The following is a 20,667-nucleotide window of genomic DNA, read 5'->3' as shown; positions in this document are numbered from 1 at the left end:
CGGTGAATGCCGTCGGTGACGCGGTCGGTGAACGCCGCGCCACGGCGCGCCCGCCCGAATCCGGCCGGGCCCGCTCTGGACGGCATACCGACTGGTCGGTAGCGTGTTCTCGTCACAGGACGACCGATCCCGCCGTGGAGGTGCCGAACATGAGCGCAGTCCCCCCGCCAGGCCTCGATCCGGAGCGGCTGCGGGCCCATCTGGACCGCGCCCGTCCGGGCCTCGTGAGCGGACCGCTCCGTGCCCGCCTGATCGAGGGCGGCCGGTCGAACCTGACCTATGTCGTCACGGACGGCACCGGGCAGTGGGTCGTACGGCGGCCGCCGCTGGGCCATGTGCTCGCCACCGCGCACGACATGAAGCGCGAACACCGGGTGATCAGCGCGCTGCACCCGACCGCCGTTCCGGTGCCCGAGCCGGTGCTGCTCTGCGAGGACGAGTCGGTGCTCGGCTCGCCGTTCTACGTCATGGAGTACGTGGCCGGGACGCCGTACCGCACCGCCGAACAGCTCGCGCCGCTCGGCCCCGAGCGGACCAGGGCGGCCGTGCTGTCGCTGGTGGACACGCTGGTCGAGCTGCACGCCGTGGACCCCGAGTCGGTCGGGCTCGGCGACTTCGGGCGCCCCGAGGGGTTCCTCGACCGGCAGCTGCGGCGCTGGGGCAAGCAGCTCGACGCCTCCCGCAACCGGCCCCTCGGCGGCATCGACGAACTGCACGCCGCCCTCGGACGCGACCTGCCGGCCTCGCCGGCGCCCACCGTCGTCCACGGCGACTACCGCCTGGACAACGTCCTGATCGGGGACGACGACCGGATCAACGCCGTGCTCGACTGGGAGATGTCCACCCTGGGCGACCCGCTGACCGACCTCGGGCTCCTCGTCATGTACAGCGCGAAGCTGGAGCTCCCGCACTCCCCGGTCTCCACCACGGCCGGCGCCGCCGGGCACCCCTCCCCCGCCGAGCTGATCGAGCGCTATGCGGCCCGCTCCGGCCGCGACACCTCCGCGATCGCCTGGTACACGGCGTTCGCCTGGTTCAAGCTCGCCGTGATCCTCGAAGGCATCCACTACCGCTACACCCTCGGCCAGACCGTGGGCGCCGGGTTCGACCGCATCGGCGAGCTGGTCCCCGTCTTCATCGAGCACGGTCTCACCACCCTTCAGGAAGGCTGACCCCGCCATGGACTTCGCATTCGACGCCCGTACCGAAGAACTGCGGACCAGGCTCCTCGCCTTCATGGAGGAGTACGTCCACCCCGCCGAGACCACCGCGCACGAGCAGCGCGCGCTGCTCGCCTCGCCGTGGGACACCCCGCGGGTGGTGGAGGACCTCAAGGCCGAGGCGCGCCGCCAGGGCCTGTGGAACCTCTTCCTGCCCGACCCGGAGCACGGCGCCGGGCTCACCAACCTCCAGTACGCCCCGCTGGCCGAAATCACCGGCCGCTCCCCGCACTTGGCGCCGACCGCCCTCAACTGCGCGGCCCCGGACACCGGGAACATGGAGGTGCTGGCGCAGTTCGGCTCGGACGAGCAGAAGAAGCGGTGGCTCGAGCCACTGCTCGCCGGGGAGATCCGCTCGGCGTTCGCGATGACCGAGCCGGAGGTGGCCTCCTCGGACGCCACCAACATCGAGACGCGCATCGAGCGGGACGGTGACGACTACGTCATCACCGGGCGCAAGTGGTACATCTCCGGCGCGATGAACCCGGACTGTGCGATCTTCATCGTGATGGGCAAGACCGACCCGGCCAACGACGACGTGCGGCGCCAGCAGTCGATGATCCTTGTTCCGCGCGACACCCCGGGCGTCGAGATCCGCCGCGCCATGCAGGTGTACGGCTACGAGGACCACTACCACGGCGGTCACGCCGAGGTCGTCTTCCACGGGGCCCGGGTGCCCGCGAGCAACCTCGTCGGCGAGCAGGGCGGCGGCTTCGCCATCGCGCAGGCGCGGCTCGGTCCTGGCCGGATCCACCACTGCATGCGCCTGATCGGGATGGCCGAGCGGGCCATCGAGCTGATGTGCCGAAGGGCCGTGTCCCGTACGGCGTTCGGCAAGCCGATCGCCCAGCAGGGCGTGGTGCAGGAGTGGATCGCGGACGCCCGTGTCGCGGTCGAGCAGTTGCGCCTGCTCGTTCTGAAGACGGCCTGGCTGATGGACACCGTGGGCAACCGCGGCGCGCACACCGAGATCCAGGCCATCAAGATCGCCACTCCGCGCACCGTGGTCGGCATCATCGACAACGCGGTGCAGCTGCACGGCGCGGGCGGCGTCAGCCAGGACTTCCCGCTGGCCGAACTGTGGGCCGCGGCACGGACGTTGCGGCTCGCGGACGGCCCCGACGAGGTGCACCAGCGCTCGCTCGCCCGCCGCGAACTGAAGAAGTACCTCTAGCGGAAGGGTAGTTCGGGCCGCCGGTCCGGTAGTTCGGGCCGCCGGTCCGGTAGTTCGAGTTCAGGGCCGCAGCGCGCGCAGCAGCAGGTCGGCGAGATGGTCGGCGACCTGCTGCTGGGTCAGCGGGCCGCCCGGCCGGTACCAGGTGGACAGGTGGTGGACGGAGCCGAAGTGGTAGTCCACCACCAGGTCGGCCGGGGTCGCGGTGGAGAACACCCCGGCCTCCTGGCCCTCCTCGATGAGCGCGCGGAACCGCTCGTGGTAGCGGCGGCGCTCGGCGCGCACCTGCTTGTTCTTCTCCGGGCTCAGCTGGTGCATCGACCGGAAGAAGATCGCCGCGTCGTCGAGGTTGTCGATGGTGGTCACCACCACGTCCGCGGCCGCCTCGCGCAGCCGCTGCTCGATCGGCGCGTCCGCGCCCGCGTACGCGTCGAGCCGCTCCTGCTGGAGGCGGAGCACCCGGGAGTACACCTCCTGGAGGAGGTCCTCCTTGGAGCCGAAGTAGTGGTAGAGCGCACCCTTGGTGACGCCGGCCGCCTCGACGATCTCCTGGACGGAGGTGCGGTCGTAGCCGTTCTCCGCGAACAGGCGGGTGGCGGCGGCGAGCAGCCGCTGGGGGACGGGTGTGGTGCCGCTCGTGTCCGTCGCCTTGGCCATCGCCGCCACCTTTCTCTCGTACGTGCGCGGGGGGCCGCGGCCCCCCGCCCTGTTCCGGTCCTGCTGCGCCGGCGCTCCGGTCGCTACGCCTGGCTGCGCAGTTCCCGCCTGAGGATCTTCCCACTCGTCGTCTTGGGAAGCTCCGCCAGGATCTCCACCTCGCGCGGGTACTTGTAGGCGGCGAGCCGCTCCTTGCAGTACGCGGCGAGATCGGCGGGGCCGGCCTCGGCGCCGGGGCGCAGGGAGACGTACGCCTTGACGCTCTCGCCCCGGTAGGCGTCGGGGACGCCCACGACGGCCGCCTCGCGCACGTCCGGGTGCGTGTAGAGCACGTCCTCGACCTCACGCGGCCAGACCTTGAAGCCCGACGCGTTGATCATGTCCTTCATGCGGTCGACCACGTAGAGCCAGCCGTCGCGGTCCATGAACCCGATGTCGCCGGTGCGCAGTTCGCCGTCGGGGAACGCCTCGGCGGTGGCGTCGGGGCGGCGCCAGTAGCCGGGCACCACCTGCGGTCCGCGCACCACGATCTCGCCCTGTTCGCCGAAGGGCACCTCGTTGCCCGCGGGGTCGAGGATCCGTACGACCGTCCGGGGTCCGGGCACGCCGACCGAGAGGGTGCCCGAGACGGGGTCGACCGGCGCTTCCTTCTCGGGCGGGACCGAGGCACAGGGGGCGGTGCACTCGGTCAGGCCGTAGCCGTTGCGGATGTACGGCCCGAACCCTTCGCGGAACGTCTCCACCAGCGCGGGCGGCAGGGGGGCGCCGCCCGAGGAGATGAGCTCGAACGAGGCGAAGTGGTCCCGCGTGACGCCGGGTGTGGCGGCCAGCGCCATGAAGGCCGTGGACGGGCCGACCGTGTACGCGGGTCGGTGCTCCGTGAACGCGTCGAGCACGACGCCCGGGTGGAAGCGGTAGGTCAGGATCAGGGTGCCCGCGTTGGCGAGGCAGGTGGCGAGCTCGCAGACCATGCCGGTGATGTGGAACAGCGGCGCGAGCGCGAAATAACCCGACCCCTGCGCGATGGGGTGTCCGGTGCGCTGCCTCTCCGCGTTGTAGGTGATGCCGCGATGGGTGTTCATCGCGCCCTTGGGGGTCCCGCTGGTGCCGGAGGTGTAACTGATCAACGCCGTGTCGCCGCCCTCGGGCCGGCGCCCGCCCGGGGCGGGCAGACCCTGCCGCGCGACGGTGAGGAGATCGTCGGCGCCGGCGGGCACGGGCAGCCGCTCGAAGCCGAGGACGCGCGGGTCGTCGCGGGTCTGGAGGCCGAGCGCGCAGGCGGTGAGCGCGACGCGCACCGGGGAATCGGCGGCGGTGTCGCGCAGGTACTCCTCCCAGGCCCGGTCGGAGCAGATCAGCGCGGCGGCGTCGGCGTCGTGCAGCACGTGCGTGACCTCGCCCGACTTGTACATCGGGTTGAGCGGCACGACGACGGCGCCGGCCTTCCAGGCACCGAGCAGGGCGATCACGAAATGCGGGGTGTTCTGGAGCATGAGCGCGACGCGCTCGCCGCGGGCCAGGCCCCGCCCGGCGAGATGGCCGGCCACGGAATCGGACAGCTCATCGACCTCGCGATAGGTGAGGCGGCCGTCGAAGTAGGCGAGCGCGGTGCGCCCGGGTGCGCGGGCGACGGCGGCGTCGAAGGCGTCCAGCACCGTCTCGGGCGGGCTGATGTCCGCCCGCTGGGCCGCGCTGAGCTGGGCGAGCCAGGGCTTGGCCGCGTAGATCGAGGTCATCCGGCGTCCGTCTCCCACTTCTGCTGGAGGTGGTTCATGCTGGTCAGCCAGCGGTCCGGGGTGGCGGCGCGGGCGGTGTAATAGTCGGCCACCTCGGGGTGCGGCAGCACGAGGAAGCGGTCGTCGGCCATCGCGGCGAACAGCGCGTCCGCGACCTCGGACGGCTCGATCGCGGTGGGCCTGAGGACGAGGTCGCCGGCCGTCCCGGTGGCGGCCAGCATGTCGGTGCGTACGCCCTGGGGGCAGATCGCGTGGACATGGACGCCCCGGTGCCGGTACGTCAGCGAAAGCCACTCGGCGAAGGCGAGCGCGCCGTGCTTGGTGACGCTGTACGGGGCCGCGCCGATCATGCTGAGCAGGCCGGCGGCCGAGACGGTCGAGACGAAGCGTCCGCTGCCGCGCTCCAGCCAGTCGGGCAGCAGTTCCTTCGCCGCCCGCACGTGGGCCATGACGTTGACGTCCCAGGCCGCCGCCCACACGTCCTCGGGGGCGGCCTCCGAACCGCCCGAGCCCAGGCCGGCGTTGGCACAGTAGACGTCGATGCGGCCGCCGAGGGCGGCGCGGGCGGCGCCGACGACGGTGGAGGCGTCGCCCGGCACGGCGATGGCGCCGATCTCGTCGGCGGTGCTGCGGGCCTTGTCGGCGTCGAGGTCGTTGACGACGACGCGGGCGCCGTCCTCGGCGAATCTGCGGGCGAGGGCGGCGCCGATGCCGCCACCTGCCCCCGTGACCACCACCGTGGTGCGCTGGTCCGACTGTGCCGTGCTCATGGAGACCTGCCTCTCTGCCGATGCCTCCGGCAGACTAACCGGTCGGTATGTCCCGGGGGAACCCCCGAATCCCCGCAACACCCAGGCAGGCCCCCGGCCGTTTGCGCAGTTCCCCGCGCCCCTGAACCCCCCTCCGCGTGCGGACCGTGCCCGCTTGCTCACGCAGTTCCCAGCGCCCCTGAACCCCGCCTCCGCGTGCGGACCGTGCCCGCGTCCCGCGCAGTTCCCCGCACCCCTAAACCCGCCTCCGCGTGCGGACCGTGCCCGCGTCCCGCGCAGTTCCCCGCACCCCTAAACCCGCCTCCGCGTGCGGACCGTGCCCGCGTCCCGCGCAGTTCCCCGCGCCCCTGAACCCCCCTCCGCGTGCGGACCGTGCCCGCTTGCTCACGCAGTTCCCCGCGCCCCTGAACCCCGCCTCCGCGTGCGGACCGTGCCCGCGTCCCGCGCAGTTCCCCGCGCCCCTAAAAACCCCGCTTTCGTCTGCGGACCGTGCCCGCTTGCTCGCGCAGTTCCCCGCGCCCCTAAACCCGCCTCCGCGTGCGGACCGTGCCCGCGTCCCGCGCAGTTCCCCGCGCCCCTGAACCCCCCTCCGCGTGCGGACCGTGCCCGCTTGCTCACGCAGTTCCCCGCACCCCTGACGGGGCTCGGCAGAGGCATCCTCAGCCCGTTATGGGGGTCCCCCCTGGCCCTTGAGGCCTTGGGGGAGATGGAGGACGAGCGCCCTTCAGGCGCGATGCGGGGTCTGGGGCGGAGCCCCAGGGAGCCGCACCCTTCAACCCGTCGCACGGGAGGTGGGTGGGAAAACGCGCGAACGGGGTCCGGGGCGGAGCCCCGGGGAGGGGCGGGACCGGAACCCGCCGCACAGGTAGGTCGGAGTTCGGCGTGCGGCTGGCACCCTGGCCGCATGAGCCTGACCAGACGGACCGTCCTCGCCGGCACGGCCGCCACGGCAACACCGGGCGGCCCCAGAAGAACCCGCCCCGCCCACCCCACCCGCACCGGCTTCGACCACCTCGCCGAATCCCACTACTCCACCCTCGCCGGCCAGGCGACCGGCATCGTCACCAACCCCACCGGCGTGACCCGCGACGTCCGCCACGTCGTGGACGTCATGCACGCCGACCCCCGGGTGAACCTCACCGCCGTCTTCGGCCCCGAGCACGGCTTCCGCGGCACCGCCCAGGCCGGCGGTTCGCAGGGCCGCTACGACGACCCGGCGACCGGGCTGCCCGTGTACGACACGTACACCAAGAGCGGCCGGCCCCTCGCGGACGTCTTCACCGCGTCCGCCGTGGACACCGTCCTCTTCGACATCCAGGACGTCGGTGCCCGCTTCTACACCTACATCTGGACGCTCTACGACTGCATGGAGGCGGCCGCGCTCGCCGGCAAGCGGTTCGTGGTGCTCGACCGGCCGAACCCGGTGACGGGCCGCGCGGCACGGGGCCCCGTCCTCGACCCGGCGTTCGCGACGTTCGTCGGGCGCAGGCCCGTCGCGCAGGCGCACGGGATGACCGCGGCCGAGCTCGCCCGGCTCTTCAACGCCGAATTCCTCGGCGGCCAGGTGCGGCTCACGACCGTCGCCATGACCGGATGGCGGCGCTCGGACTTCTTCGACGCGACCGGCCTGCCCTGGGTGCCGCCGAGCCCCAACATGCCGACGCCCGACACCGCCCTGGTCTACTCCGGCACCTGTCTCTTCGAGGGCACCAACCTGTCCGAGGGACGCGGCACGACACGGCCCTTCGAACTGCTCGGCGCCGAGGGGATCGACGGCCGCTGGGCCGCCGCGCTCGGCGAACTCGCCCTGCCCGGCGTCCACTTCCGCGAGGCGTACTTCGCGCCGACGTTCTCCAAGTATCAGGGAAGGACGGCCGGCGGGCTCCAACTGCACGTGTACGACCGGGAGTCGTTCGATCCCGTACGCACCGGCATCGCGCTGCTCGTGACCGCGAAACGGGTGTGGAGCGGCTTCGCCTGGCGCCCGGACCACTGGATCGACAAGCTCACCGGCTCGGCCCTGGTACGGACGATGATCGACGCCGGGGCCGGTGCGGACGAGATCGTGGCGGCCTGGCAGCCGGGACTCGCGGCGTTCCGCACCGTACGCGGGAGGTATCTGATGTACGCCTGAGCCGGGGACGGACCGCCGGGCCGGGACGGGCCCCGGACCGCGCGCCCGGCGCGGCACATCGGTGCCGTCCGGCATATGGCCAGGTCCGTGCTGCCGCAGGACGATGGAGGCGCTCATCGTCGAGCGGACCGGAGGTCGCGTCATGACGGACATCGGGGTCGAGCCGTACCGGGAGATCACCTTCGACGCGGACGGCGACGCCGATCCCGCCGAGCGCACCGCTCTGACCGGCGTGGACGCCACGGATCTGGTGCTGTTCGCGCACGGCTGGAACAACACGCCGAGCACCGCCCGCGGCATGTACCGGGCGTTCTTCGCGGCGTTCCCCCCGCTCGTGGCCGGCTCGCCCGGGGTGCGGCTCGCGTACGGCGGCGTGACCTGGCCCTCGATCCGCTTCACCGACGAGACCATCCCCGACTTCCCGCCCGCCGCGGCCCCCGCGGCGGGCCCCGGCCTCGATGCCGCGACCGTCTCCGCGCTCAAGGGGTTCTTCCCCGGTCAGGACGCGGCCCTCGACACGATCGCCTCCTATCTGCGGGAACAACCCGACTCCGAAGCGGCGTTCACCGACTTCGGACGGCTGACCCGGCAACTGGTGACGGCGTCGGGTTCGGCGGGCCGGGCCGGCTCCGGGGGCGACCTGGCCCTGGAGGACGGTCCCGGTGCCGTGCCCGCGCTGCTGACGGACCCGGCGCTGGAGCTGTGCCAGAGGTTCACGTCCGCGCTGGCCGAGACCGGCATGGACGTGCGGCCCGGACCGTCGGGCCCCTCGTTCTCGATCGGCGGCTCGCTCAAGCACCTCTGGGACGGCGCGAAGGAGGTGCTGCGCCAGACGACCTATTACGAGATGAAGCACCGGGCCGGCACGGTGGGGCAGCGCGGTCTCGGGCCGCTGATCGATCAACTCGCCCTTTCCCGGCCCGACTTGCGCGTCCACCTGGTCGGACACAGTCAGGGTGCGCGCCTGGTCGCGTTCGCACTGAAGGGGCTGCCGCGGGGGGCGCGCAATCTGAAGTCGGTGACCCTGCTCGAAGGGGCCTTCTCGCACTACGTCTTCGCCGAACGGCTACCGGACGGCCTGACGGGTGCCGGCGCCCTGAGCGACGCGCAGAACGGGCTCGACGGGCCGGTCGTCTCCTGCTACTCGCACTTCGACACCGCGCTCGGCGTCATCTACCCACTGGCCTCCGCACTGTCCGGCGACTACGCGAGCGCCCTGCCCGGCCAGGACGGACGGTGGTGGGCGATCGGCCACGACGGGATCCAGGCCGTGAGCCCCTGCACCACGCTGACGCTGGCCGAGGCGCTGCGCGACGGCGTGCCCGACTCGGGGTGCGTGAGCGTGGACGCGGCCGCCGTGGTGAAGAGCGGCGGGCCGCCCTCGGGTGCGCACAGCGACATCTGCCATCCGGAGCTGGCCCGGGTGGTGCTTGCCGCGGGCCGGATCGTCACGACCTGACCCGCGGCCGGGCACCTCTAGCGGTGGCTGGGGAACTCGACGACCTGCTGGTAGGTCGGCCGGTTCTGCCAGTTGATCGCGGACTGGGTGATGCCGCCGAGCGGACGCTGCACGATGGAGTCGGCGCACCACTGGTCACCGGCCTTGCAGCCGGCGTCCCCCGGATAGACCTGGGCCGGGGTCTTGGCGGCGGCCTGCTTCAGCGTGCCGAGCAGGCTCTCGCGGCAGGCGTCCACCGTGCCGCCGCCGCAGTAGGCGCGGGCCAGCGGGCCCTGCACCGGCTCCCCGAGCACCGTACGCAGATCCTTGTCGACATAGCTCCACCAGCCGTACTGGAAGGCGGAACCGGCGTGCGAGCCGGTCGGGCCGTGCCCGGCGGACGGCGCCTCGTCGGTGCCGAGGTTGGCGGTCAGGGCGGCGTAGAGCGGGTCGCCGAGCCCGGGGCGGAACTCGGCCTCGACCAGCAGCGGCCACCAGGCGTCCATCAGGCGCACCGCGTCGGGGTGGGTGTACGTGTGCGAGCCCTGCGAGGTCTCGCGGCGCTGCGTGCCGTCGGCCTGCCATGACTCCAATTGCTGTACCGCGGTAGAGAGTTGGGGGTCGGTGACGGGAGCGCTGCGCAGCACCTTGAGCAGCTCGGGCAGGACGTCCTCGCCGCGCAGGTCGGTGACGGCGGCCTGGGCCATCGCCCGGGTGAGCGAGGAGCGGGTGACGCCGCCCTGCGCGACCAGCGACTTCACCCGGTCGTCGAGGAGGTTGACGCGGTGTACGGAGCCGTCACCGAAGCCGGCCGTGGAGTAGTCCTTGGCCTGCTTGTTGTTCCAGGACACGTAGTAGTCCTGGCCGACGGACTGGGGGTGTTGGGCGGGCGGGGTGTAGGCGGCCGTGTTGTTCGCCGGGTCGAAGCCCTGCCATTCGTAGGCCTGCTCCGCCTTGACGGGCAGCGAGGGATCGACATCGGGGTCGCGCGCCGGGTTGAGGCCGCTGTTGTAGTACGCGGCGGTGCGGGAGTCCGCGTAGAACCAGTTGAAGGTGTAGTCGACGGACTGGGCCGCCTGCTGGAAGGACGCGGCGTCCTTGACGAAGGTGGGGTCGTTCATCATCTGGAAGCCGATGATCGAGTCGGCGTCGTGGCGGTAGGTGGAGCGCAGCGAGGTGTAGGCGACGGGCTTGCCGCCGACGGTGGCGCGGGCGGTCACGATGCCGTAGTTGGTGCGCCACACCTGCATCCGGTAGGAGCCGGCCGCGGTGGTGTCGGCGACCGTCGGCTTCCAGGAGTTGGTCTTCTCCATCTTCTCCATGGGCGTGCACACACCGCGGTACAGGTAGTGGGTGGCGTCCTGACAGAGCTCGACGGCGTAGGTGTCGGTGATGTCCTGGCCCGCGGAGGTGGCCGACCAGGCGTAGTCCTGTCCGCGTCCGAGCTGGACGTACATGCCGACGCCGGCGAAGGAGGCGCCACGGGCGCTGATGCCGGGCCCCTGGATCTCCTGGAGCATCAGCAACTGTGGCGCGAAATAGCCCGTTTGGGGGCCGAACACCGCGACGGGGTTGCCGCTCGCGGTGTGCGAACCGGACACCACGAGGGCGTTGGACATACCGCGCGGCTTGCCGAGGTCGACGCCGGGCAGCGCCCCGCTGTCGTACATGCCCTCCAGCGGCTTCAGCTTCGGCGGCACCTTCACGGCGGCCTTGGCACCGGTGACCGCCGAGCCGGAGCGGTCGTAGACGAGCTGTTCGGGGACGACGGAGCCCGGGTCGGGCATCGCGGCGCCCTTGGCGTCGGCGGGCTTGCCGGCGTACGGGAAGCTGGTGCCGTCGTGGACGGTGAGCGCCGCCTCGGGGTCGTTGCGCTCACGGAAGGACTCCCAGACCTTGGTGCCGTCGGCCACGCCGTACTTGGCCTGCGCGGCCTGGAGCGAGAGCGCGGCCTGCACCTCGCCGCCACCGCCGCCGCCGAAGAGGCCGCCCACCACGGAGGCGAGCGCGATCAGGTCGGTGAGCTTGAAGGGCTGGATCTCCCCCACGTTGGTGATGGCGTCGATCTTGCCGGTGAGGACGTACTCGCCGGGGAAGTAGCGGCCGTCCTTGGACTGCTTCGCGTAGGCGTTGATGCCGTCCACGTAGGCCTGGGCGTCGGCCATGGCCTGTTCGCCTCGGGCGCCGTTGGCGGTGCGGATCCGGTCGACCTGCGCCTGGAGATCGGCCTCCGTGTACGGAGCCTGCGGCCAGAACTCCTGCTCAAGGCCCTGGTTGGCGAGGGCGCCGCCCGCGAACGAGGTGAGTTCGCCGCGGCCGATGTGGCGGAAGAGGTCCATGAGCCACAGCCGGTCCTGCCCGGCCGCGTACCCGGCGCCGTACTCGGTCCCGTACCGCGTGGTGCCCTTGATGTGCGGGACGCCCGTCGCCTTGTCGCGGGTGATGGTGACGTCGGGGCGGGGCGACGCGGTCGACTGGACCTGCCCGCCGGGCACCCCGAAGGAGGCGTCGTTGAAGAAGGTGTTGAGCTTGTCGTCGGTGAGCGAGGACTGGCCGGCCACCAGGGCGTCGTACTTGCCGAGCTCGTCGTCGCTGTGAGCGGGGTGGGTCCCGAACACCTTGTTCGCGAGGATCTCGGCGAGGGTGGCATTGCCGTTGGCGCCGGGCGGCAGGATGTCGGAGCACTGCCCCTGGCAGTGGTCGCCGTCGGCGGGCTCGGCGGCGCCGGCCGGGACCACGGGTCCGAGCAGTGCGGCGCAGAGGGCGGTGACGGTGGCGGCGCAGGCGGCGATCCTGCCGCGCGCGGTGCCGCCCCGTCCGGCACCTTGTTTCGGACGGTGGAGTCCCGTTCCGGCACTGGTGAGTTGGCGGTCGGTTCTGAGCCTTGCGGTGCGTCGTCGCATGCGCGCTCCTAGTGGGGGCCGATGCGCGGGAGGCTACTCAGGAGTACGGCGCCGCGTAAGGTGAACATGCGTCACCTTCTCCGAATCCCCACACGCCGGCACAGGGCCGCCCGATCCCCTCCGCGATCACGACGGTCGCCTGCGGAAGCCGCGCCCTTCGCGCCCGCGTCGGCACGCGTACGTGATCCGGGCCGCGGCGGGTGCGCCGCGGGACGGGGAAATGCCGCAGGTGCCCCTGGGGCCCAAGTGCCCGTAGGGAACAGATGGGTTGAAGGGACTCCGGAGGTGCCGGGGGCGCGGCTCCTCGCCGTCCGGGGATCTTCCTTCGCCCCGCCCCCTGCCTGGCACTTCGGCCGTTCCAGCAGGTGGGCGGGGTGACCGCTGCATATGGGCCACGTTCTGAGGAGTTCGTGAGAAACGGATTCCAACCCTTGGGGCAGGGTAGGCGAAACCCCCGTAATGGACGTCATCGGAAATTCGATGGAGCCGGATCGCCTTCGGGTACGTCCATTCGTCGACGCCGAAGTACGAGCGACGGAGGTGGCAGGGCCATGGCTGGTTTCCGCAGTCTGGCAAGACAGGTGCGCGACCCGCGCAACGATCTCGCGCTGCGGCGGTATTCGCTGCGCAAGTGTCTGGAGCGATTCGCTCCCTACGGGCACCGGGCGACCTGGGACCATCTGTGCGGCAGGCACCGCATCGGACCCGAGGACCGGGCCCCCGATCCGGCGCGGCTGGTGGCCGCGCTCGACGAGCTGGAGGCGGCACGGGCCGTCTGGCTCGCCTACGAAGTGGAGTTCGCCAAGCGCCGCAAGCGCGAGAAGCACGCCGGGCTGCGGCGCCCCGGCTCCTTCGACGACTGGCACCGGCGCACCTGGGGCGGTTTCGGGGTGGCGTGGTGCGACGACCCCGGCACCCATCCCGACGGACCGCTGGCCGAGGTCCTCGGCCGCATGATCTCGGCGCTGCGGGCCGAGCCCGGCGCGCACTGCCCGGTCTGCGACACCAGCCGGCTGGTGTGGAGCCAGGACCTGGACCACGACCCCTGGTTCGGTCCGGTCTGCACGGGGTGCGGAATCCTGGTCCCGCAGCCGGTGCTGACCTGCGAGGCGCTGGCACGGTCCAAGGCGGCACGGCGCGGAGCGCTGGCATCGGCGGCATGAGGCACGCGGGGGCGAGCCGGCTCGCCCCCGCGTGGTGTACGGACCTCCCGGCGGCGGCCGCGCGCTGTCAGTGGTGCCTGGCACCATCGAAGCCATGATCCAGGTCTGTCTGAACGGCACGCGGAGCGCGCGGGACGGCGCGGCGGTTCCGCTCTCCCCTGCCGCCCTTGCCGAGTCCGCGGCGGCGGCCGTGGCGGCCGGCGCCGCCGAGATCCATGTCCACCCCAAGACGCCCTGCGGAAGCGATTCGCTCTCTCCTGGCGTGGTGGGCCCGGCACTTGAGGCGATACGGGCCGCCGTGCGGGTGCCGGTGGGAGTGACCACGGGCGCCTGGGCGGAGCCGGACCCGGCGCGACGGGTGGCGCACGTGCGGTCCTGGACCGTGCTGCCCGACTACGCGTCGGTCAACTGGCACGAGGACGGCGCCGAGGAGGTGGCGACCGCGCTGCTCGACCGCGGGGTGGGCGTCGAGGCGGGCGTCTGGTCCGGCACGGACGGCGCCCGCCGCTTCCTGCGCTCCCGGTCGGCGCCGAAGGTGTTGCGCGTCCTCGCCGAGGTGACCGGGACGACCGAGGAGGCCGCCGAGTCAGCGGCCCGCGCCCTCCTCGCCGAGCTCGGCACCGCCCACGACGGGCCGGTCCTCCTGCACGGCGAGGACGACGGCGCCTGGCCGGTGCTGCGCCTGGCGCGGCGGCTGGGGCTCGACACCCGGATCGGCCTGGAGGACGTGCTGCTTCTGCCGGACGGCCGCCGGGCGCGCTGCAACGCCCAGTTGGTGACGGCGGCCCTGGCCTGTTCGTAGCGGGGGCGGGCCGTGCGGAATGTGTCAGGTCGTGCGTTCGGCCAGGAGGCGGGAGCCGGTGAGGCCGGTGCCGAACACGTCGTCCGGGTTGGACAGGACGCAGGTGTCGAGCGAGAGGCAGCCGCAGCCGATGCAGTCACTGAGGTGATCGCGCAACTTGCCCAACTGGGCTATCCGCCGGTCGAGTTCGGTCCGCCAGGTTTCGGAGAGCCGCGCCCAGTCCTCCCTCGTGGGGGTCCGCTCCTCGGGAAGCCCGGCCAGCGCGTCCCGGATCGTGGCCAGGGGAATCCCCACGCGCTGCGCGGCCCGTACGAAGGCGACCCGGCGCAGGATGTCCCTGCCGTAGCGGCGCTGGTTTCCCGAGGTGCGGCGGCTGGTGATGAGGCCCTTGGACTCGTAGAAGTGCAGGGCGGACACGGCTGCCCCGCTGCGCGCGGACAACTGCCCGACCGTGAGCTCGTGGACCTTCTCTGGAATCTGCGGCACCCCTCGAACCCTACTGGCCGCCCCCCGCGCCGCCCACCGCCTCCCCGCGCTTCCCTCCGCCCGCTCGGTGCCGCACGTCGTTGACAGGACCGGCGGCCCCAACCATGCTGAGCTAGCTGAGCAAGCGCTTGGACATGACCGCGAGAGCGTCGCGAGAGGCAGGGACCAGGGCATGGCAGAGCCGAGGATCTTCACGTCCGCCGAGGAGCTGAAGGCCGGTGTGGGCGAGCAGCTCGGGCACAGCGACTGGCTGGAGATCGACCAGAAGCGGATCGACCTGTTCGCCGACGCCACGGGCGATCACCAGTGGATCCACGTCGACCCCGCGCGGGCCGCCGCCGGACCGTTCGGTACGACGATCGCGCACGGCTACCTCACGCTCTCGCTACTGCCGACGCTGGTCCCGCAGGTGCTGCGCGTCGAAGGCATGAAGATGGGCATCAACTACGGCACCGACAAGGTCCGTTTCCCCTCCCCCGTGCCGGTCGGGTCGCGGCTGCGGGCCACCGCGGCGCTGACGGAGGTCGTGGAGGCGGGCGGTGGTGTCCAGGTCACCGCGAAGGTCACCGTGGAACGCGAGGGCGGCGACAAGCCGGTGTGCGTGGCGGAATCGGTCTCACGCTACTACTTCTGAGCGGACCCCCGGGCCCGGCGTGCCCCTCGGGGCGGGCCGGGCCCGGCCCCGTCATGCCTGGGCGCCCACCATGCGCAGCACCAGGCCGGCGTAGAGCGCGCCGACCTCGTCGGGCGTGCGGCGGCCCTCGGTGTTGAACCAGCGGGCCACGTCGATGCAGAGCGAGAGCACGGCCAGCGTGGTGCCGGGCACGTCCGGTACGTCGAACTCCCCCGCCGCCACCCCGTCGTTGAGGATGCGGCGCACCGCCGCATCGCTCTGGCGGCGCAGTTCGACGATCTCGGCGCGGTGCTCGGGACCGAGCGCGTCGAGTTCGTACTGGACCACGCGGGCCGTCATGTGGTGGCCCGCGTGCCAGCGGACGAAGGAGCGCACCGCGGCGGCGAGCCGGTCGGCGGCGCCGCCCTCGCCTTCGGCCGCGGACCGGAGGATCTCCAGGGCCTTGTCGTGGCCGATCCGGCTGATCCGGTGGAGCAGCTCTTCCTTGGTCTTGTAGTGGATGTAGAGCGCGGCCGGGCTCATGCCGGCCCGGCCCGCGATGTCCCGGGTGGTGGTGGCGTGGTAGCCGCGCTCGGCGAAGGCCTCGACGGCGGCGACGAGCAGCCTCCTGGCGGCCTCGGGGGTGACCTCGCCCCACGGCTTTTCCTCGCCGCCGGCCATCTCGTCGGTCACGTCGGCCATGTCCATCGCTCGCCCCTCTCGCCCGTCAGCACCGTCGTTCAGCAGGACGAACACCATACCCCGAAGGTGAGCAAGCGCTTAGAGCTTCTGGAACGGGTCGTGCTCGGCGAGGAGCTTCTCCAGGCGTGCCTGGTCGACGCGGCTGACGATCTGGCCGGCTTCCTGCCGGTCCCTGATCACCTTGGCCAGGGTGAAGGCGGACGTCACGAGGTAGAGGACGGCCATGCCCAGGAAGGCACGCACCCAGGCGTCGGCCTGGAGACGGAGGATGCCGAGCGCGGTGGCGCCGAGCGCGATCGCGAACGCGGCGACGGCCTGCCCGTAGTAGGCGGCGGTGTTCTGCTGCTTGACCTGTGTCTCACTCATGACGGACAGCATGGAGCGGATGTGGCCCGTGCCACATCCGCTCGTGTACTCAGGACGTACTCAGACGGCCCGACTCCCGGAAGGCCCGGCGCTCAGAAGGCGGAGACCCCCGTCTCGGCGCGGCCGATGATCAGCTTCTGGATCTGGCTGGTGCCCTCGTAGAGGGTCATCACGCGGGCGTCGCGCAGCAGCTTGCCCACCGGGTACTCGTCGATGTAGCCGTAGCCGCCGAAGACCTGGAGGGCGTTGTTGGCGGCGCGGACCGCGGCTTCGGAGGCGAACAGTTTCGCCTTGGAGGCGGCGGTCGCGAACTCCTCACCCCGGTCGATGAGATCGGCGACCCGCCAGGTGAGCAGCCGGGCCGCGTCGACGTCGACGGAGATGTCGCTGATCAGCTCCTGGACGAGCTGGTAGTGGGCGATCGGCTTGCCGAACTGCTCGCGTTCCCCGGCGTACCCGACCGCCGCGTCCAGCGCGGCCTGGGCGATGCCGACACAGCCGGCCGCGACCGACATCCGGCCCTTGGCGAGCGCGGACATGGCGATGGAGAAGCCCTTGCCCTCGGGGCCGAGAAGGGCGCTCGCCGGGACCCGTACGCCCTCCAGGGCCAGCTCGGCGGTGGCCTGACCGCGCAGGCCGAGCTTGCCGTGGATGGTGCGGCGGGTCAGGCCCGGGGTGTCGGTGGGGACGAGGAAAGCGGAGACGCCGCGGTGGCCGGGGGTGTCGTTGGTGCGGGCGAAGAGCAGCACCACATCGGCCCAGGTGCCGTTGGTGATGAACATCTTGGCGCCGTCGATGACGTAGTCGCCGCCGTCGCGGACCGCCCTGGTCGCGAGGTTGCCGGCGTCGGAGCCGGTGCCGGGTTCGGTGAGGCCGAAGCAGCCGATGGCGTCGCCGGAGGTGAGCCGCGGCAGCCACGCGCGCCTGTGCTCCTCATCGCCCCAGGACGCGATCGTCTTGGCGACGAGGCCGAGCGAGACCGAGACGATGCCGCGGACCGAGGAGTCGCCGCGGCCGAGCTCCTCGGTGACCAGGCAGTAGGCGAGGTGGTCGCCGCCCGAACCGCCGTACTCCTCGTCGATGGTGAGGCCGAGGAAGCCGAGCGCGCCGAGCTTCTTCATGATCGACTTGTCGACGTTCTCGGAGCGGTCCCAGTCGACGACGTGCGGGGTGATCTCACGGTCGACGAAGTCCTTGGCGAGCCGGCGCACGGCTTCCTGTTCCTCGCTCAGCTCCAGGTTCATGTCCCTGCACCCCAAATTTAATTACCACTGCTAGTTTTCGGTTGGCAGGCCTACTATGTGCCGCATGGCCCGACCGCGCAAGCCCCTCCTGAGCACCGACCGCATCGTGGCGGCGGCGAGCGCGCTCGTGGACGCGGAGGGCCTCGCGGCCGTGTCGACCCGGCGTCTCGCCGCCGAGCTCGGCGTCAGCGGGCCCTCGCTCTACAACCACTTCCGCACCAAGGACGACATCCTCGAGGCCGTCGCGGACGCCACCTCCGCGCAGGTCGACCTGTCGATGTTCGACGAGGACGACGGCCGCGACTGGCGCTCCGCGCTGCACGACTGGGCGGTCGCCTACCGCGCGGTCCTGACCCGGCATCCCCACATCGTTCCGGTGCTCGCGCAGGGCCCCGGCCGGCGTCCGGCGGGGCTGCGGCTCGCGGACGCCGTGTTCGGCGCGATGGTCGCGGCGGGCTGGCCGCCCGCCCAGGCGACCCGCATCGGCGCGCTGATGCGGTACTTCATCATGGGCTCCGCTCTCGGCTCCTTCGCCCGCGGCTTCGTGGACGACGAGGCGGCGTACGACCCGGCGGCCTATCCGCACCTGGGCCAGGCGCACCTCCTCGCCGAACGGCAGGAGAAGATCGACGAGGGCGCCTTCGAAACGGGCCTGCGGGCGCTGCTCGACGGGCTCGCGCTGCAGTACGAGGCGCTCGGCGCCTGACGGGGCCTTCGCGGGCATGGGGCGCGACGGGCAGGTTCCGTACGGGCGACGGGCAGGTCCCGTACCGGCGACGGGCAGGTCCCGCCTCCGCCGGCATCCGGGGGCCCGGGGGCGGGGGCGAAAATTCGGCGAGGGCCAAAGCGTCCTGCGCCTACTGTCCTGACATGACGAACTCCTCACCCGAGCAGCGGTCCGCTCGGCTCGCCCTCCTCGCCGCGGGGGTCTCCGTGGTGCTGTGGGCCTCCGCCTTCGTGTCCATCCGCAGCGCCGGAGCCGCCTACTCGCCCGGCGCCCTCGCCCTGGGCCGGCTGCTGGCCGGAGCGGTCGTGCTCGGCCTCCTGCTCCTCATACGCCGCGAGGGGCTGCCGCCGCGGGCCGCCTGGCCGGGCATCGCGGCCTCCGGTGTGCTGTGGTTCGCCTGCTACATGGTGGCCCTCAACTGGGGCGAGCAGCAGGTCGATGCCGGGACCGCCGCGATGATCGTGAACATCGGCCCCATCCTCATGGCGCTGCTCGCCTCGCGCTTCCTCGGCGAGGCGCTGCCGCCCCGGCTGATCGCGGGCATGGCGGTGTCCTTCGCGGGCGCCGTCGCGGTGGGGCTCTCCAAGTCGGGCGAGGGGCACGCGTCCGTCCTCGGCGTGGCGCTGTGCCTGTTCGCCGCGGCCACGTACGCGGCCGGCGTCGTCCTGCAAAAGCCCGCGCTGCGCCACGGCAGCCCGCTCCAAGTCACCTTCTTCAGCTGCCTGGTGGGGGCGGTGGCCTGCCTGCCGTTCAGCGGACAGCTGCTGTCGGACGCCGCGCACGCGCCCGCTTCGGCGACGCTCAACATGGTGTACCTCGGCGTGTTCCCCACCGCGCTCGCCTTCACGACGTGGGCGTACGCGCTGGCCCGCACCTCGGCGAGCCGGATGGGCGCGACGACGTATGTGGTGCCGGCGATGGTCGTGCTCATGTCGTGGGCGGTGCTCGACGAGGTGCCGGGGGTGCTGACGCTGGTGGGCGGGGCGATCTGCCTTGCGGGGGTGGCTGTTTCGCGCTCGCGCTCGCGCGCGGCCGGGGCGACGGCGGCGGTCGTGGCGGGGCCGGTTCCGGGGTCCGCTTCCTCTTCCCCTTCCTCTGGCGAGGGGGCGGGGGAAGTGGGTGTGGGGCGGGTCGACTGAGGTGGGGCGGGGGCGGGTTTGAGGTGGGGCGGGGGCGGGTTGCTCGGGTTGGGTGCGGGTCGTGTGTGACCGGTCGCCCAGTTCCCCGCGCCCCTGACCCCGCTCACGTCCGCGGACCGTGCTCGCTTCTCGCGCCGTTCCCCGCGCCCCTGAAACCGCCTTCGTGTGCGGACCGTGCCCGCGTCCCGCGCCGTTCCCCGCGCCCCTGGCGGGATTGACCTTGGCGGGGTGCCCAGTGCAGGCCGCCTCAGCCTGTCATGGGGTCCCCCGTGGGGCCTCCGCTCAGAACACGACCAGCGCTCGGCCGCCCTTGCCGGCCAGCATGTTGTCGAAGGCCTTCGGGATGGCGTCCAGGGGGATGTGTTCGGACACCAGGGAGTTCAGGTCCAGGCGGCCCGCTCGGATGTGGTCGGCCAGGACCGGGAGGTCCTTCGCCGGGTCGCAGTTGCCATAGACGCAGCCTGCCAGGGTGCGTCCCCAGTGGAAGAGTTCCAGGGCGTTGAAGGTGACCTGCTGGTCCTTGCCGCCGATGCCGACGACCGTGGTGCGGCCGCCGCGCCGGGTCGACTCCCAGGCGGTACGGATCGTCACCGCGCGGCCCACGCACTCGACGGCCACGTCCGTGCCCTGGCCGCCGGTGAGCCGGCGGATGTCCTTCGCGGTGGTGTCCGACGCCACGACGAAGTCGGTGGCCCCGGCCTCGCGGGCCAGCCCCTCCTTGTCCGGGGAGACGTCGACGGCGACGATCTGCCCCGCGCCCGCGATCCGGGCGGCCTGGAGCGTGGCCAGGCCCACGCCGCCCGCGCCGAACACCGCGACCGTCTCGCCCTGGCGCACCCGCGCCGAGTGGTGGATCGCGCCGTATCCCGTGAGGACCGCGCAGCCGAGCAGCGCCGCTTCGGTGAGGGGGATGCCGGCGGGGAGGGGGATCACGCAGTTCTCCGCCACGACGGTCTCCTCGGCGAACGCGGCGACGTTCAGGCCCGGGTGGAGCTCCGTGCCGTTCGCGGTGCGTGCGTACACCGAGGCCGCGCCGTTCAGCGCGTTGACGCAGAGCCACACCTCGCCGAGCGAGCAGGGGTGACAACTGCCGCAGGACGGCGCCCAGTTGAGGACGACCTGGGTGCCGGGCGCGACGGAGGTGACGCCCTCGCCGACGGCGACGACCGTGCCCGCGCCCTCGTGGCCGAGGACGGCGGGGACCGGAACCCTCATCGTGCCGTTGGTGAGCGAGAGGTCGGAGTGGCAGACCCCGGCGGCGGCCAGGCGGACCCGCACCTGGCCGGGGCCGGGCTCGGGGAGGTCGATGTCGGTGATCTCCAGCGGAGAGCCGACGGCGGGCAGTACGGCGGCGCGAACCATGGTGGGTTTGACTCCTGGGCGAGCGGTGGGA

The 20,667-nt window shown here is 72.3% G+C and carries 18 protein-coding genes; 9 read left to right on the top strand and 9 right to left on the bottom strand.

What is annotated here, in order from left to right:
- Positions 1-149 precede the first annotated feature (149 nt).
- On the top strand, positions 150-1,172 hold the full coding sequence (locus tag OG432_RS28325) for a phosphotransferase family protein (protein WP_328313790.1): 1,023 nt from the start codon (positions 150-152) through the stop codon (positions 1,170-1,172).
- A gap of 7 nt (positions 1,173-1,179) precedes the next feature.
- Entirely contained in the window at positions 1,180-2,394 is a 1,215-nt protein-coding gene (locus OG432_RS28320; RefSeq protein ID WP_328313789.1) for an acyl-CoA dehydrogenase family protein, read from the top strand.
- Positions 2,395-2,454: 60 nt separating this feature from the next.
- On the opposite strand, the gene OG432_RS28315 is transcribed toward OG432_RS28320, so the two are convergent.
- From OG432_RS28315 to OG432_RS28305, 3 genes are all read right to left on the bottom strand, one after another.
- Entirely contained in the window at positions 2,455-3,051 is a 597-nt protein-coding gene (locus OG432_RS28315) for a TetR/AcrR family transcriptional regulator (protein ID WP_328313788.1), read from the bottom strand.
- 83 nt (positions 3,052-3,134) lie between these two features.
- A complete protein-coding gene (locus tag OG432_RS28310) occupies positions 3,135-4,787 on the bottom strand; it encodes a class I adenylate-forming enzyme family protein (RefSeq protein WP_328313787.1) in 1,653 nt (550 codons plus the stop codon).
- Entirely contained in the window at positions 4,784-5,557 is a 774-nt protein-coding gene (locus tag OG432_RS28305; protein WP_328313786.1) for an SDR family oxidoreductase, read from the bottom strand. The genes OG432_RS28310 and OG432_RS28305 overlap by 4 nt, the downstream gene beginning before the upstream one ends.
- Before the next feature lie 904 nt (positions 5,558-6,461).
- On the opposite strand from OG432_RS28305, the gene OG432_RS28300 reads away from it, so the two are divergent.
- Together OG432_RS28300 and OG432_RS28295 are read left to right on the top strand one after the other, a co-directional pair.
- Positions 6,462-7,691: an exo-beta-N-acetylmuramidase NamZ family protein gene (locus OG432_RS28300; RefSeq protein WP_328313785.1), complete on the top strand. Its 1,230-nt coding sequence runs from the start codon at positions 6,462-6,464 to the stop codon at positions 7,689-7,691.
- Positions 7,692-7,833: 142 nt separating this feature from the next.
- Positions 7,834-9,150 carry a serine-threonine protein kinase gene (locus tag OG432_RS28295; protein WP_328313784.1) on the top strand — a complete coding sequence of 439 codons (1,317 nt, stop codon included), beginning with the start codon at positions 7,834-7,836 and terminating at the stop codon, positions 9,148-9,150.
- A 17-nt stretch (positions 9,151-9,167) separates the two neighbouring features.
- On the opposite strand, the gene OG432_RS28290 is transcribed toward OG432_RS28295, so the two are convergent.
- Positions 9,168-12,032, bottom strand: a complete 2,865-nt coding sequence (locus OG432_RS28290; RefSeq protein ID WP_328313783.1) for a penicillin acylase family protein — start codon at positions 12,030-12,032, stop codon at positions 9,168-9,170.
- 551 nt (positions 12,033-12,583) lie between these two features.
- Here OG432_RS28290 and OG432_RS28285 point away from each other — a divergent pair.
- Positions 12,584-13,195, top strand: a complete 612-nt coding sequence (locus OG432_RS28285) for a hypothetical protein (protein WP_328313782.1) — start codon at positions 12,584-12,586, stop codon at positions 13,193-13,195.
- 94 nt (positions 13,196-13,289) lie between these two features.
- Positions 13,290-13,997, top strand: a complete 708-nt coding sequence (locus tag OG432_RS28280; protein WP_328313781.1) for a 3-keto-5-aminohexanoate cleavage protein — start codon at positions 13,290-13,292, stop codon at positions 13,995-13,997.
- A gap of 24 nt (positions 13,998-14,021) precedes the next feature.
- On the opposite strand, the gene soxR is transcribed toward OG432_RS28280, so the two are convergent.
- Positions 14,022-14,483: a redox-sensitive transcriptional activator SoxR gene (soxR, locus tag OG432_RS28275; RefSeq protein ID WP_328313780.1), complete on the bottom strand. Its 462-nt coding sequence runs from the start codon at positions 14,481-14,483 to the stop codon at positions 14,022-14,024.
- Between the two features lie 172 nt (positions 14,484-14,655).
- On the opposite strand from soxR, the gene OG432_RS28270 reads away from it, so the two are divergent.
- Positions 14,656-15,117, top strand: coding sequence for a MaoC family dehydratase (locus OG432_RS28270; protein WP_328313779.1), 462 nt, complete (start codon positions 14,656-14,658; stop codon positions 15,115-15,117).
- Between the two features lie 51 nt (positions 15,118-15,168).
- Here OG432_RS28270 and OG432_RS28265 read toward each other — a convergent pair whose 3' ends face one another.
- The 3 genes from OG432_RS28265 to OG432_RS28255 form a co-directional block, all read right to left on the bottom strand.
- Positions 15,169-15,804, bottom strand: coding sequence for a TetR/AcrR family transcriptional regulator (locus OG432_RS28265; RefSeq protein ID WP_328313778.1), 636 nt, complete (start codon positions 15,802-15,804; stop codon positions 15,169-15,171).
- A gap of 72 nt (positions 15,805-15,876) precedes the next feature.
- The gene (locus OG432_RS28260) at positions 15,877-16,164 is read right to left on the bottom strand and encodes a YiaA/YiaB family inner membrane protein (protein WP_328313777.1); all 288 of its coding nucleotides are present in this window, start codon (positions 16,162-16,164) and stop codon (positions 15,877-15,879) included.
- Between the two features lie 92 nt (positions 16,165-16,256).
- The gene (locus OG432_RS28255; RefSeq protein WP_328313776.1) at positions 16,257-17,408 is read right to left on the bottom strand and encodes an acyl-CoA dehydrogenase family protein; all 1,152 of its coding nucleotides are present in this window, start codon (positions 17,406-17,408) and stop codon (positions 16,257-16,259) included.
- Positions 17,409-17,472: 64 nt separating this feature from the next.
- On the opposite strand from OG432_RS28255, the gene OG432_RS28250 reads away from it, so the two are divergent.
- Entirely contained in the window at positions 17,473-18,114 is a 642-nt protein-coding gene (locus OG432_RS28250) for a TetR/AcrR family transcriptional regulator (protein ID WP_328313775.1), read from the top strand.
- 164 nt (positions 18,115-18,278) lie between these two features.
- Positions 18,279-19,274 (top strand): DMT family transporter, encoded by a 996-nt coding sequence (locus OG432_RS28245; protein ID WP_328313774.1) that lies wholly within the window; start codon positions 18,279-18,281, stop codon positions 19,272-19,274.
- Positions 19,275-19,556: 282 nt separating this feature from the next.
- Here OG432_RS28245 and OG432_RS28240 read toward each other — a convergent pair whose 3' ends face one another.
- Positions 19,557-20,636, bottom strand: coding sequence for a Zn-dependent alcohol dehydrogenase (locus OG432_RS28240; RefSeq protein WP_328313773.1), 1,080 nt, complete (start codon positions 20,634-20,636; stop codon positions 19,557-19,559).
- Between the last annotated feature and the right edge of the window lie 31 nt (positions 20,637-20,667).

This window comes from Streptomyces sp. NBC_00442 (genome assembly GCF_036014195.1).
Lineage (GTDB): Bacteria > Actinomycetota > Actinomycetes > Streptomycetales > Streptomycetaceae > Streptomyces.
Note: the sequence above shows the minus strand (reverse complement) of the source record. Positions and strands in the feature narration are given on the sequence as shown.